The following is a 13,527-nucleotide window of genomic DNA, read 5'->3' as shown; positions in this document are numbered from 1 at the left end:
GGAAATAAATTAACGGCTGGCGCATCAAAGAGACAAGATTGCCCCCCTCATTAATAAAGCTATATCCATACTCATTTTGTTGGGCTGGAATGGCTTGAAATTTCAACATATCTATTTCTCCTATATTTTTGATGTCGTCGTGGTCGATTCTCATGCTGACGGCTGGGCGTAATCCATGCTCTGCATCACCCGTTCCAGCGAGTCTTTCAGCTCCTGTACCAGTTCCGGGGTGCTGTTGCGCAGCGCCTGGATGATGGCAGCCTCAATATCGGCGGAATTGGTAAAGTCGGGGGTGACCGAGATAGCCAGCTGGTGACTCAGGGCTATCTGCACCGGAGGCGGCGTGGTCGGAGTGCTGGTGGTTGTAGTCTTGGCCATGGGCGGTAAGAGGCGTTCCATCTCCTTGTCTGCGTCGTTTTGAGCACCGTTCTTGCCATCATTAAACCATCCCATTACTCCTTCGGTGATGGCCTTCACCCCTTCCTCACCAAGAATGGAGCCAAGGATACCCCCAGCCACCCCACCGACAGCAGTGCCGATCCCAGGAAAAAATGCTGTACCCAAGGCTGCACCACCATAGGCCCCAGCCGCACCACCTGCCAATGACCCGCCGACCCCGGCAGTAGTGGTAATCAGTTGGTCGTTGTCACCGCTCTGGGCCGCATCGTAGATCTGTGCCCCGCCAAATAGCAGGGCGGGTAACCACCCCAGCATTTTGCCCCCTTTACCACCCAAGGTCTTGCCAGCACCTTCCTTGAGTGATTGCAGCCAACCCCCGCTGGTAGCGGGAGGGGGTGTTGGTGCTGTAGGGGCACCAGATAGGCGGTGATCCATCCAGCTCGGTACACCTTTGGTGGCTGATTTGGGGGTAGCCATCTCTGGCGCTCCTTTAGCCAGTGCCTCCGCTGCCTCTAGTCCGGCACCACCACCTTTGAACCAGCGGTCTTTCAATGAGTTGTACGCGGCTCTGATAGCCTGCTGTTTTAGCACCAATGCGCCTGCTGTCACGCCCAGTGCCGTGCCTGGATTGTCAGCAATGAGCTGACCGCCTTTGTCCAACCCACTGGCTAACAATTCGATGATGGGACTTTGCGCCTCAGCAAAGTCACCCACTGCCTGACTGAAACGATCAGTTGCGCCTTCCCAACTGGTTGATAGCCGCTCCATGGCACTGAAGCTATCTTTCACTCCATCGGCCAGTTTGCCCTGGTAATCCCCCAATACTTTGATGGGGTCTGCCAGCGCTTCCACCATGGTCTTAACGGATGATGCCCCCAAGTCCTCCGAGAACTGGGTCCCACCGACCCGCTCCATAATGTTCTTCGCAGCAGCAGGATCCTTTTGATAGAGGCTGCTGACCAGCGTCATTACCTTCATCCATGGTGCAGCCAAGTCACCGCCCTTTTCGTTGGTTTGACGAAACTCACCGATGGCACTTTTCAACGCCTCCCGCATCGATTTGTCTTTGACGAGGGTGTCTATCTCACCTTTCTTGGTGCCACTGCCCATCAGAGACTCCAACTCACCACCATCAGTCAGGCGGGCCTTGATGGACTCTTTCACCCCGTCAGCCAGTTTGTCGTAGTTGAACGCACCACTCTTGGCCCCTGCCATCAACATGGCGCTGAACTGCTCGGCAGAGATGCCCGCATCTTTCATCAGCAACGAGTATTCGTTGAAGGTGTCTAGCAGGTCATTGGCGCGATCACCAGCCCCGCTGGCAATCCGGTAAATCAGATCGGCGTTGGTGTCGCTATCGGTGCCAAACCCCTTGTTCATGGTTAGCATGGCCCGCATGATTTCCTGCATATCAGCGGCAGGCATGGCGCGATTGAGCATCACAGAGCGCTCGGCCATGCGGCGGGCTGACACCTCATCCACGCCTGTTTGGTGGGCTTGAACGCGAGCCGCCATCACCTGCTCGGCTGTGGCCCCGGTATCACGCATGGTGGACGAGCGCCAATCTCGCTCAACACTCGATGCGAAATAGCCCGTGTCTTTGCCTGTTTGTAGTGCGGCCTGCTTTTCCAGTTGAATGGTGCTCATACCACTGGCAAACATGCTGCCAGCAGCAACACCCGCAACGGCACCTCCGATGATCCCACCCATACCATCGCTCAAGGCCCTGACGCTTTTGGCGGCCTCTTCGGTCTCTTTGAGTTGGGTATTGAGCCGCCGTTGCTCCTGGGTCAGGTTGTTGATGTTGACCTCGGCCCGACGTAAGGCTGAGGCGTATTGTTGAAGCTGCTGCTCCTGTTGTTGGAATTCCCGGCTGGTGGTGCCTGACTCACGCCCCAGCTGCTCTAGCCCCTCCTGCATACGGCGGAACTCGGTCACGTCTCCTGCGGTCTTTTGAAGCCCCTTAAAATCCTGTTCGAGTTTCTTGGCCTCTTTCTCGATCCGTTTCTTGTGCTGGGTGAACAGGTCTTCAATGCCGACCGTCAGCTCCAGGGCAAAGTTATTTCCGTTCATCAAGCATTACCTCAAGGAGAAAGGTGAGTTCAGGCCAAGTCATGTCGAGGACTTCGCGATAGGTGGCGCGACCTTGCCGCCCGTCCGTCAGGACTCGGATTGCGTTTTTGAGGTGTCGCTCGGTGATACGGAGGAGGGGCGAGGCTTTCCCATCAGGACGCTCAGGTGGATGAACTCGCCATATTCGAGCTGGTCGATGAGCACATCCACCGGCACGGGCAGTTCGCCTTCCAGCGTGACCTGCTCGCCTTCATCCGTGGTGGTCTCCACCAGGGTGCCGAACACCAGGACGCTGGCCGCTACCCCGGCAAGGACGGCATCGGATGCCTCAAACCCGAAGCTGTCTTTGGCAAAGCGGACGGCCTCAATGCGATCACGCACCTTGGGTACGCGCAGACGACGGGCGGCATTGAGCTTGCGGCCCTGGTAGTTGATGTCGTAGGGCAACGGGCAGATGCCGTGCTTCTCAATCATGGTGGCAATGGTGGTTTGGGTCAGTGGTTGTTTCATGGTGCCTCCAGGCGTTGTTGTTGACTGGATGGTAATGCACTGCGCTGATGGCCCATGCCCTTGGGCATCGCGCCCGCGAACAGATAGCCACAATAGCCCCATGTTGTTTTGGAGGTGATTGCGGATGTTGATCCCGTCTGTTTTGCGTCAGTCATTGGAACTGCGCACCCTGAGCCAGCTGACGGCTGACGAACTCGGTGCACTGCGCCAGGCGTTGCCGGGGTTGCATGTGCGTGACATCGACAACTGTCACCCGAGCTTTTTGCCCTGGCTTGCCTGGCAGTGGCGGGTTGACGTGTGGGATTACGCCTGGCCAGAGGCCCAGAAGCGGGCCGTGGTCAAGGATGCACTGTTGCTGTTTCGCTATAAGGGCACGCCCTGGGCGGTGAAACGGGCGCTGGATCTGACCGGTTATAACTGCCAGTTGCTTGAGTGGCACCAGATGGTCCCTGAAGGGCTGCGGGGCACCTTTCGGGTGGATGTGCAGCAGCAGGATGAGACCAAGCCGATTGATGCGGCCTTCTATCGCAACGTGACCACGCAGGTGGAGAGCAACAAGCGGGGGTCACAGCACTGGGGGATGCGGGTGATCGGCCCGCAACTGCGGGGGCAGGTGGTCACTCGGGCTTATGTCACCAGCCAGGAACGCGCCATCATCGGCCCAGCACCTCTGCAACCGGTTCATGGCCAGGTGCGAGCGCATGGCGTCATCGTGGCAAAAGAGTCAACTACCGTGAGAGGAATGTGATGAATTATTACGCAGTGCTAACCGACCATGGCGCACAGCTCATTGAGCAGGCGTACCAGCATGGCCAGGTGGTTACCATCACTCAGATGGCCATCGGCGATGGTGGCGGCGTAGAGCTTGAGCCTGCGCCCAGTGCCCTGGCTGTGGCGGGTGAGTTTGACCGTGTGCCGCTGACATCAGGTGCCTCTGCCAGCTCGATGCTGGGAGGTGGTGTGGACTATGAGAGCCAGGCCCATGTCGGGAAGTGGATCCGCACTCTGGGCTTGATGGATGCGCAGGGTAACCTGATTGTCTATTCCAACTATCCGCCCACCTACATTGCCGACAAGGGCTCGACCCTGTTTCGCACCCTTGGCCTCAACATCCAGCTGCCCATCATGCATGGAGATGCGGTGACGGTGATCGTTGAAAGGCCGCCGTATCCGCCAGCGACCTACACCGAACAAGGGGTAACCCGGTTCGCCACGAAAGATGAGGCCTTAGCTGGCGAAAAAGCCGAGATCGCCGTCGCCCCCAAAGAGATGAAGGCGGCCATCAACGCTCACTATCTGGCTGCCGGAACCCCTCTTCCTACTGCCAATATCGGACCTATCTGGCATGACGACTACCACGATTGGATGACCTGGCAGACGTTCAATCAGAACGGTGCTAACTACACCGGTTATGCCTCTCGCCTCATCGGTAGCCTGCTGCTCGACACCCAGCCGACCCCACGAGCTGGGTATATCAAGTCTGGGGTGCAGAACCTCTCTCGGGTGGCTTATGCCGCGTTGAGGGCCTGGGCCATGCATAACGGCATCATGGTTGCTCCTGGAGCTTGGCAGGCTGGCGCGCTCCAGTGTGCTGACAATGCCGATGGCACCACCTTCCGAGTGTTTGATGTGCGCGGTGAATTTTTACGGGCCTGGGATGATGGGCGGGGGGCGGATGTTGGTCGTCAATTCGGGGCATGGCAGGAAGATCAAACCAGGGAACATAACCACTGGCTTGCATTTGACCCAAGTCAGACCGGTCTCGGTTCTACATCCCAAGCGTTTAATTGGTCGACACAGACTCGTGGCCTTCTTATTAACCACAACGTTTATCCCACAGTCCGTCTGGCCAGTGAACTGGTTAGAACCGGCCACTGGGGGGGGGGCAACAACAATGACCGGTGGTGCTCAGACAAATCCCCGCAACGCCGCTGTCCTCGCCACCATTAAATTCTAGGAGTTGCCATGAACATCTATCACTACGATACCGCCACCGGCTGCTTGTTGAGTATAGACGCAGCTGACTTCAATCCGCTGGATCCAGCCAACCCACTATTGCCCGCCTTTGCCACCCCGGAGCCAGCGCCTGCCGTGGGGGAGCGTGAGTGCGCCCGCTATCTCGATGTCGCAGGTCAGGTACCTGCGCTCCATGCAGATGGAGAGTGGGTTGTTCAGCCCGACTGGCGTGATGTTGACCTCTGGAGCATTGAGGACGGCAGTGCTGTGGTGATCACCGCACCCAATGTCACCCCCGCCGAACGAGGGGCGACTGCCGTCCCGTACCCTGGCCCTGGTAATGTTTGGCATGATGGGCAGTGGCAGGAAGACCCAGCACTTCAGTATCAACTGGCCGAGCAGGCCGCAGAGCAAGAACTATCCCAACGTCAAGCTGAGGCTACAACCGAAATCGAGCGCATCCAGCCAGCCGTGGATGGTGGATATGCCAAACCAGAAGATATTGAGTTACTACCTCAATGGCAGCGCTACCGATATGAACTGCCGGATGTGCGGGAAAAGCCGGGCTGGCCTGAGTCACCACAATGGTCTGAGAAGCCAGGGGCGGCAGGGTAAGAATTGAGCTCAGTAGCACAGGCAAGAGTGCCAGGGAATAGCGCCGCGCTTTTCTGCACCACTGAGCTTTTTGATTGTATCATGGCTTCTTGAGCAGGGTGGACGTGTCTCGTTTTAACTCGATTAGGCACGCCTAGATTCGGTATATCTACGGGTTCAAAGTCGATTCTCGTTAGGTTCAAATCAGCGCCGCGCCGTCATCCTGCTCGCTGCGGGCAATCAACACGGAAACCAGGATATCGCCGGAGACGTTGACCGTGGTGCGCGCCATATCGAGGATCCGGTCGATTCCGGCGATCAGTGCCACCCCCTCCAGCGGCAGTCCCACTGCGGTCAGGGTCAGCGTCAGCAGCATCAGGCCGGTGCCCGCCGTGCCGATGCTGGCCAGGGTGGCGATGCTGATGATGGTCAGGTAATCCACCAGGTGCAGATCCACCCCGAAGGCCTGAGCTACGAACAGGGCCGTCACCCCCTGATAGAGGGCGGTACCGTCCATGTTGATGGTGGCGCCGATGGGCAGCACCTTGGCGGTGATGGCGGGGGAGACCCCGAGCCGGCGCTCGGCACAGGCCAGGCTGATGGGCAGGGTGCTGTTGCTGGAGCTGCTGGTGAAGGCCACCGCCTGGGCATCGACGATGCTCTTGAAGTAGTGCAGCGGATTGAGGCGGGCCAGCAGGATCAGCAGGCTGCTGTAGACGCCGAGCACGTGCAGCAGGCAGCCGAGGTAGACGGCGCCGATCACCTTGAGCAGCGGCAGCAGCAGGCTCATGCCGTACTTGCCGGTCATCCAGGCCATCAGGGCACAGACACCGTAAGGGGCTAGCGCCATTACCATCTGGGTCAGCTTGAACATCCCCTCCGCCAGCGAGGTGAAGAAGAGGATGGCGGGGCGGCCGCGCCGACCGGTGGCGTTGAGGGCGAGGGCGAGGGCCACCGCGAACACGATCACCTGCAGGATCTCATGGCCTGCACCGGGTTGCGCGGCACCAGGTGGCTCAGCACGCTGGCCAGGGTGGGGGACTCCGCCATGCCGACCCGTTCATAGGGTCCCATATTGGCACCCATGCCGGGTTCCAGCAGCCAGCCCATCATCAGGCCGATGCAGATGGCGACGGCGGTGGAACAGAGGTAGAGGCCGATGGCCTTGCCGGCGATGCGGTCGAGGGCCTTGCCCTTGAGCAGCGAGGTGAGGCCGGCGATGACCGAACAGAAGATGAGGGGCACCATCAGCATCTGGATGGTGTTGACGAACAGCACGCCGATGGGTTTGAGCAGCAATGCCTGTTCGCTGAAAGCGGCGCCGAGCCCGATCCCCGTCAGCATGCCGAGCAGGGTCTTCAACCAGAGCGGACGGCGGGTCCAGATCCGCCAGGGTTTGAAAGCCAGTCCATGGAACAGCATGACGCCAATGTCCTTATATTCGGTCTGCGGTAGCAAAAAGGGGCGTTAGTGTAGCCATCCCCTGCTCAGGTTGCCACATTATCGACAAAGCCGTGACCATCACCAGTGTGGGGGCAGGGAAATCGGCAATTTGTTGGCCTATATCAAGGTCGTCGGCGGTGGGGCAGGATTTAATAGGCATCAAATATGTCTATTAAAGAGGTTTGCAATGACTCAATCGGTACACGGTCACGAAGTGATGGAGATGATGCTGGCGCAAGGCGGCCAGTTCACCCGGGCCAGCCTCAAGCAGGCCATCGACGCACGCTTCGGGGCGGATGCCCGTTTCCACACCTGCAGCGCCAGCGAGATGGATGCCGAGGCTCTGATCGACTTCCTGGCCAAGCGCGGCAAGTTCATCGAATCGGAGCAGGGTTTCCAGACCCGCGCCGACAAGATCTGCAACCACGGTTGATCCCCGCCGGCGAGCGCCTGCCGCGCTCGCCGAATCCCGTCGCCTTTGTTATATTCGCCCTCTTTCCCCTCCTCTGTTGAAGGCTTGGCCTGGGCGTTGTATGGATACTTTCTCCGCTGCCGTCATGTTGTTTCTGATCATGGATCCGCTGGGCAACCTGCCGGTCTTCCTGTCGATCCTCCGTCATATCGATCCCAAGCGACGCCGCAAGGTGATGATGCGGGAGCTGCTGTTCTCGCTGGTGATCATGATGGCGTTCCTGTTCGTCGGGCAGCAGATCCTCAATTTCCTCAACCTGCGCCAGGAGGCGGTCAGCATCGCCGGCGGCATCATACTGTTCCTCATCGCCATCAAGATGATCTTCCCGAGTGAAGGGGGGGTGACCGGGCTGGCCGCGGGGGAGGAGCCCTTCCTGGTGCCCATGGCGATCCCCATGATTGCCGGCCCCTCGATCCTGGCCTCCTTGCTGCTGCTGGCCAACCAGGAGCCGACCCGGATGGCGGACTGGTCGCTGGCCCTGTTGATGGCCTGGGGCGCCAGCGCGGTGATCCTGATGTTCTACGAGGTCTTCAACAAGCTGCTGGGTGAGCGAGGGCTCACCGCAGTGGAGCGGCTAATGGGCATGCTGCTGGTGATGATCTCGGTGCAGATGCTGCTCGACGGGGTGCATCACTACCTGGCGGTGACCGGGCAGAACTGACCAACCGGCATGCCGACAAGCAAGACACGGGGCTCGATGAGCCCCGTTTTTTTGTTTGTGTCCGGCGTGGTGGCTATGAGGCAGCTTGCGGCGACCGACAGGGCCGGCTTGCTCATTCTGTCAGGTGCTCACGGCCCAGCGCCTGTATCAGGCCGGTTTGGCAGCAGTGGGTTCCAGCTTGCTCATGATCAGCGCCAGCAGGGTCTCCCGCAGCCAGCGGTGGCCCGGATCCTCCTCGTGGCGCTGATGCCAGATCAGCAGGTGGGAGATGCTGTCGAGGGCGATGGGCAGCGGCAGCGGCACCAGCGGATAGACCTGGGTGGCGTGGCGGGCGTAGAGCCGGGAGAGGGTCACTATCATGTCCGAATGCATGCCCATCCGCAGCGCCGCCTCGAAGGAGGGCACGGTCGCCTCGATGCGGCGATAGAGATCCTGCTCCGCCAGCTTGTGATCCAGCATCCAGCGATCGCGCCCTTCGCAATAGGTCTGCACGTGGGGATAGGCCAGGTAGCGGGTGAGATCCCACTCGGGTTCGTGCAGGGCCGGGTGGTCGTGCTGCACCAGGCAGGTCAGATCGTCGATGGCGAGCAGCCGCTGGCAGATGGCGTTGGGCAGGGTGTCGAGCCGAAAGTCCGAGTTGATGCAGTTCTCCCGCACCGTGAAGGCGATGTCCACCTGGCCCTGGCTCATCTCGGTCAGGCTGTTCTCGGTCCACTCCTCGTAGCGCAGCCGGATGCCGGGGGCCTGCCGTTTCAGCTCGCTCAGGTAGAGCGGGGCGAACAGGGTAAAGGCGCTGTCCATGCTGGCGATGACGAACTCCCGTTCGGTGGTGGTCGGGTCAAAATCCGGCGGCTGGATCAGGTTGTCGAGCGACAGCAGGATCGGCTGCAGTTGCTGCTGCAGGCTGAGGGCACGTGCTGTGGGTTCCAGCCCGTAGGCCGAGCGCACGAACAGGGGATCGTCGAAGGTTTCCCGCAGCCGGCCGAGCGCCTTGCTGACGGCAGACTGGCTTAGATGCAGGCGACGGGCCGCCCGGCTGCCGTTTCGTTCCTCCAGCAAAACTTGCAGGATTATCAATAGATTGAGGTCGATACGCCCCAGCTGTTCCAGCAACATGATATGAATCCTCTTCAATTCTTAGATGAATTTATACCATTTGTTTTCATATCTAGGCGAACTTATGCTCAAAACGTCTCTCGCCTTCAATGGCGGCTGGTACAGGATGTAGTGGTTGAGGGGACAAGTAGCATCAAGCAATACGGCGGCCTTCGGGTCGCCGTATTTTTTGGTGATTTATTTGCAAACTTGCGCCTGTCTTGATTTTGCCCAACAATCTTTGCGCCTTCTTTTGATACAAACGATCGGTATCTATCAGTCAGGAGTATCCCTATGGGACTCGGTGGAATTCATATCTGGCATTTGTTGATCCTGCTCGTCGTCGTGGTCGTGGTGTTTGGCAGCAAACGCCTGGCTGGCGCCGGGGAAGATCTGGGCACCGCCATCAGGGATTTTCGTAAAGCCTTGCGTGACGATGAATCACAGCCGAAATAAGTGGGAGTTGAATGATGTCCGTAGAAGATAAAGTGGAATTGAACGAGACCTGTGACAGCTGCGGCTGCTTCGCCGAAATTGGCACCATCATCGGCGAGGGTGACGATGTGATGGAGCTGGTGATCGAGGCCGCCGAAGAGGCCGACGCCCGCGCCAAGCTGGCCGCCTACGAGGCGCTGGCCAAGCAGGTCACCGCCGAAGCCAAGAGCAGCAGCGAACTGAGCCAGGGCGTCAACGGCGTGATCCTGAAAGCCCGCCTGCAATTCACCTGCACCGCCGAAAAACTCATTTTCGAGATGCGTGCCCGCTCTATCTGAGCCCCCTGAAAACACGGCAGGCTCGCCTGCCGTGCTGACCCTTCTGCTGTGGGTCTGCGTTCTATAGTTAGTTATCCCACAGACGGTTTTGCCCGACGCGAGTCGGCCAACAGAAGGCGATCTCATCATGGTTCAGCGCAGGCTCTTCGCCACCCCTCTCCACGTCGCTCATCACCTGTTTGACCTGCCCGGACAGCCACTGGCGGTGACGCCATGAGGCGGCGCTGGCTCTGGAGCCTGCTTATCCTGTGGGCGCTGCCGCTGCTGGCGGCGGATCTCAAGCCACAGCGGCTGCCCCAGCCAGGGGATCTCGCCAGCATATTGCAAAAGAGAGAGCTGAGGGCTCTGGTGGTCTATGAGCGGGGCTTTTTCTTCCTCGACAAGGGGACCCAGCACGGCATCCTGGTCAACCAGCTGCAGGGGTTCGAGCGCTGGCTGAACCAGACCTACCTGGCCAAGGAGAAGATCAAGCTCAAGATCATCTACATCCCGGTGCGCCAGGACAAGCTGCTGGACTATCTCGCCGAGGGGCGGGGGGATCTGGTGGCCGCCAACATGACGGTGACGCCGACCCGGCGCGAACAGGTGACCTTCTCCAACCCGGTGATCGCCCCCATCGAAGAGTGGGTGGTGAGCCAGCACAGCCTGCCGACCTTCAACCGCATTACCCAGCTCTCAGGCCGGCGGGTCTGGGTGCGGGCCAGCTCCAGCTATTACGAGAGCCTGCGCCAGCTCAACTGGCTGTTTCGTGAGCTGGGGCTGCCCCCCGTCTATATCGAAACCGTGCCGAAATACCTGCAGGACGGGGATCTGCTGGAGATGGTGGCGGCCGGCATCATACCGCTCACCGTGACTGACAGCTTCAAGGGGCGGATCTGGCTCGGCATGATCAGCGGGCTGCGAGCCCACAAGTTGATTCCGCTGCGGGACAACGGCCGCAGCGCCTGGGCCCTGCGCAACAACAGCCCCGAGCTGCTCAAGGCGGTCAACGACTATCTGGCCGATGCCGGCAAGCGCACTCTTTACAGCGACATGGCCCTGCGCCGCCTGCTGGCTCGCAACGACCAGATGAGCAACATACTGGCGCCGGATCCGCTGGGCCGGTTGTCGACCATCCGCAAGGTGCTGGAGCAGCAGGCCGACAAGTACCGGCTGGACTGGCTGATGCTGGCGGCGCTGGCCTACAAGGAGTCTGGCCTCAATGCCAATATCCGTTCCGAACGGGGGGCGGTGGGGATCATGCAGCTGTTGCCGAGTACCGGCAGCGAAGTGGGCATTCGCGGCGCTCGCCTCGCCAGCCTGGAGGGGAACGTGGAGGCAGCCTGCCGCTACATGCGGTTGATCCTCGACACCTATTTCAACGATCCCAAGCTGGACGTGCTCAACCGCCACCTGTTTGCGCTGGCGGCCTACAATGCCGGCCCGAATCGGGTGCAGGTGCTCAGGGCCAAGGCCGAGGCCGCCGGGCTGGATCCCGACGTCTGGTTCGGCAACGTGGAGCAGCTGGTGGCCAACGAGGTGGGGCAGGGTCCATCAACTATGTCAGCACCATCTACAAGTACTATGTGGCCTATCGCTTCAGTCTGCCCCAGCTGGAGGGCAAGGCGGCCGCCATTGAGGCGGTGGCCCAGCCCTGACGTCCGGCTAGTGCGATGGGGTGGGCGAGGTGAAGGGCTGCCAGGCCTGATCCCTGTGTTGCAGATACCAGGGGGTCAGCTGGCCGCTCGGCGAGGGATCCGGCTCACTGGCCTGCGGTCTGTGACTGATGGCGGGGCGATCCGTGAGTTCCATGGTAAATTCCTTCATCCTGTTGCTACGAGGCCCTTAGCCAGCGTTATGCCATTTCCCCATGACAGGCGGATGACGCCATGATCCCCGCTGAATTCGCTCTGATAGACCAGCCCGAGCTGGCGCTCAAGCTGCGCTGTCAGCTGATCCGAGGCGCTAGAAGCCGGATCCAGGCCCAGTACTACAGCTGGGAGGAGGACAGCAGCGGCAAGCTGCTGCTGTCGGAGCTGCTGCATGCCGCCAAACGCGGGGTGCGGGTGCAGCTGCTCATCGACGACCTCTATGCCGGCGACAACCGCTTCCTGGAGATGGTGGCCCACCAGCCGGGTATCGAGGTGCGCCTGTTCAATCCCTTCTGGTTGCGCGGCTGGCGGCCATTGACCCTGCTGCTGGAAGGGCTGCTCAGCTTTCGCCGCATCAATCACCGCATGCACAACAAGCTGCTGCTGGTGGATGGCAGCCAAGCGGTGATCGGGGGTCGCAATATCGGGGATCGTTACTTCGGACTCGGCAGTGCGCCTCAGTTCGTCGATCTGGATCTCGCCTGTCGCGGCCCGCTCTGCCAGCGGGTCGAGCAGGGGTTCGATCAATTCTGGCGCAGCCGCTGGAGCCACCCGATCCGCCGTCTGTTGCGCCGCCCGCTGCAACGGGCCGAGGTGCAGGTGGTGAACGACTTCCTGCTGACCCTGAACGAGCCGCAGATCGCGGCCGTCTATGATCTGCCGGCCAGCCTGTTCGATCCCGAGCCCATCCCTATGCGCTGGCATGCCGGGCGGGCAGAGGTGTGGTTTGACCGCCCCGGCAAGGGGCTGGTATCCCGGCCCACCACGGCGCGCCTGCTCTGGCGCAAACTGGCCGACAATCAGGGCACATTGCGCCTGGTCACCCCCTATCTCATCCTGACCCGGGGGCTGCGCCGCCGACTCAGGCAGCAGCGCCAGGCGGGGGTGACCATCGACATCCTGACCAACTCCCTGGCCAGCACGGATGTGCCGCTGGTGTACGGCGCCTACCGCCGTCACCGCCCCTGGCTGATACGGCAGGGCATAGCGCTGTCGGAGCTGGAGGGGGCGTCCCTCAGCCTGCACGCCAAGCTGATCCTGGTGGGGGAGGAGGAGGCGCTGCTCGGCAGCTTCAATCTGGATCCGCGCTCTCTGCTGCTCAACACCGAGCTGGTGCTGCATCTGGCCTCCCCCGCGCTGTGCGCCGAGTTGCAGCAGTGGCTGGCGACCTGGCAGCTGCGTTCATCCCACTCGGTGGCAGCCCCGCCCTCGACCCTGCGCCGCCTGCTGGCCAGGGTCAGCGACTGGTTGCCGTTGCAGCGCTGGTTGTGAGTGGATCATGGCTTGTGCGAGATCTCGCAAAGCCTTGTGCGCCTTCGAGGATAACGTTTGCCATCCAATGGCGATGGGGTGATTTATCGTATTGTTTTTAATCAGATTGTTTTCTGGTTGAAGTTGGATGAGCGGCAGATGCTTGCATAGATGGCCGAATATATCGGTTTTTTATTTTATTTATCTGCGTAATATTTCAACTGCAAGGACAACACGGCGGCTTGCCGTCGTGCGGAAGAGGGTCGTGAAGGGAATCGGCCGACTGGATCGCTCCAGCCGGAGCCTGCTTCAGATGGGTAGCGGAAGCTCAGGAAGCAGGAGAGGAGCCCGACGGGACCGGATTCCAATATGGAACATGCTATTTGCGAGGGGGTGACATGCGAGTGTCACCCCATTTTTTATGGCCTGCTGGCTGGGCTGAACAAAAAG

11 protein-coding genes and 2 pseudogenes are annotated in these 13,527 nt (G+C 60.2%); 9 read left to right on the top strand and 4 right to left on the bottom strand.

Translation table 11 applies throughout. The annotated features are described in order from the left end of the window. Positions 1–150 precede the first annotated feature (150 nt). Both CAK78_RS12880 and CAK78_RS12875 read right to left on the bottom strand, forming a co-directional pair. The gene (locus CAK78_RS12880; RefSeq protein ID WP_141214187.1) at positions 151–2,472 is read right to left on the bottom strand and encodes a phage tail tape measure protein; all 2,322 of its coding nucleotides are present in this window, start codon (positions 2,470–2,472) and stop codon (positions 151–153) included. 87 nt (positions 2,473–2,559) lie between these two features. Next, entirely contained in the window at positions 2,560–2,982 is a 423-nt protein-coding gene (locus CAK78_RS12875) for a hypothetical protein (protein ID WP_094697526.1), read from the bottom strand. 124 nt (positions 2,983–3,106) lie between these two features. Here CAK78_RS12875 and CAK78_RS12870 point away from each other — a divergent pair, with 124 nt between their 5' ends. Genes CAK78_RS12870 through CAK78_RS12860 form a run of 3 tightly spaced genes read left to right on the top strand, consistent with a single transcriptional unit; the run spans position 3,107 to position 5,553 of the window. Beyond that, complete coding sequence (locus tag CAK78_RS12870; protein ID WP_094697525.1) at positions 3,107–3,730, top strand: phage tail protein I; 624 nt, start codon at positions 3,107–3,109, stop codon at positions 3,728–3,730. After that, the gene (locus CAK78_RS12865) at positions 3,730–4,932 is read left to right on the top strand and encodes a phage tail-collar fiber domain-containing protein (protein ID WP_094697524.1); all 1,203 of its coding nucleotides are present in this window, start codon (positions 3,730–3,732) and stop codon (positions 4,930–4,932) included. Before CAK78_RS12870 ends, CAK78_RS12865 begins: the two co-directional genes overlap by 1 nt. Before the next feature lie 15 nt (positions 4,933–4,947). Then, positions 4,948–5,553, top strand: coding sequence for a tail fiber assembly protein (locus CAK78_RS12860; RefSeq protein WP_094697523.1), 606 nt, complete (start codon positions 4,948–4,950; stop codon positions 5,551–5,553). 178 nt (positions 5,554–5,731) lie between these two features. Here CAK78_RS12860 and CAK78_RS12855 read toward each other — a convergent pair. Continuing rightward, positions 5,732–6,954, bottom strand: a pseudogene (locus CAK78_RS12855) (dicarboxylate/amino acid:cation symporter). A 208-nt stretch (positions 6,955–7,162) separates the two neighbouring features. On the opposite strand from CAK78_RS12855, the gene CAK78_RS22685 reads away from it, so the two are divergent. Continuing rightward, positions 7,163–7,408 (top strand): YecH family metal-binding protein, encoded by a 246-nt coding sequence (locus CAK78_RS22685; RefSeq protein WP_017764705.1) that lies wholly within the window; start codon positions 7,163–7,165, stop codon positions 7,406–7,408. 100 nt (positions 7,409–7,508) lie between these two features. Next, complete coding sequence (locus CAK78_RS12845; protein ID WP_010635400.1) at positions 7,509–8,108, top strand: YhgN family NAAT transporter; 600 nt, start codon at positions 7,509–7,511, stop codon at positions 8,106–8,108. A 147-nt stretch (positions 8,109–8,255) separates the two neighbouring features. On the opposite strand, the gene CAK78_RS12840 is transcribed toward CAK78_RS12845, so the two are convergent. Next, positions 8,256–9,224, bottom strand: a complete 969-nt coding sequence (locus tag CAK78_RS12840; RefSeq protein WP_005308035.1) for a LysR substrate-binding domain-containing protein — start codon at positions 9,222–9,224, stop codon at positions 8,256–8,258. Positions 9,225–9,497: 273 nt separating this feature from the next. On the opposite strand from CAK78_RS12840, the gene tatA reads away from it, so the two are divergent. From tatA to CAK78_RS12820, 4 genes and pseudogenes are all read left to right on the top strand, one after another. Beyond that, entirely contained in the window at positions 9,498–9,659 is a 162-nt protein-coding gene (gene tatA, locus CAK78_RS12835; protein ID WP_005308036.1) for a twin-arginine translocase TatA/TatE family subunit, read from the top strand. A 14-nt stretch (positions 9,660–9,673) separates the two neighbouring features. Beyond that, a complete protein-coding gene (locus tag CAK78_RS12830) occupies positions 9,674–9,976 on the top strand; it encodes a YfcZ/YiiS family protein (protein WP_094697529.1) in 303 nt (100 codons plus the stop codon). Between the two features lie 213 nt (positions 9,977–10,189). After that, positions 10,190–11,613: pseudogene (locus CAK78_RS12825) on the top strand (transglycosylase SLT domain-containing protein). A 231-nt stretch (positions 11,614–11,844) separates the two neighbouring features. Then, positions 11,845–13,098 (top strand): phospholipase D family protein, encoded by a 1,254-nt coding sequence (locus CAK78_RS12820; RefSeq protein WP_094697521.1) that lies wholly within the window; start codon positions 11,845–11,847, stop codon positions 13,096–13,098. The last annotated feature ends 429 nt before the right edge of the window (positions 13,099–13,527 follow it).

The organism is Aeromonas sp. A35_P (assembly GCF_002259925.1).
GTDB lineage: Bacteria > Pseudomonadota > Gammaproteobacteria > Enterobacterales > Aeromonadaceae > Aeromonas > Aeromonas dhakensis.
The sequence above is the reverse complement of the archived record's forward strand: the minus strand, read 5'-3'. Positions and strand labels throughout refer to the sequence as shown.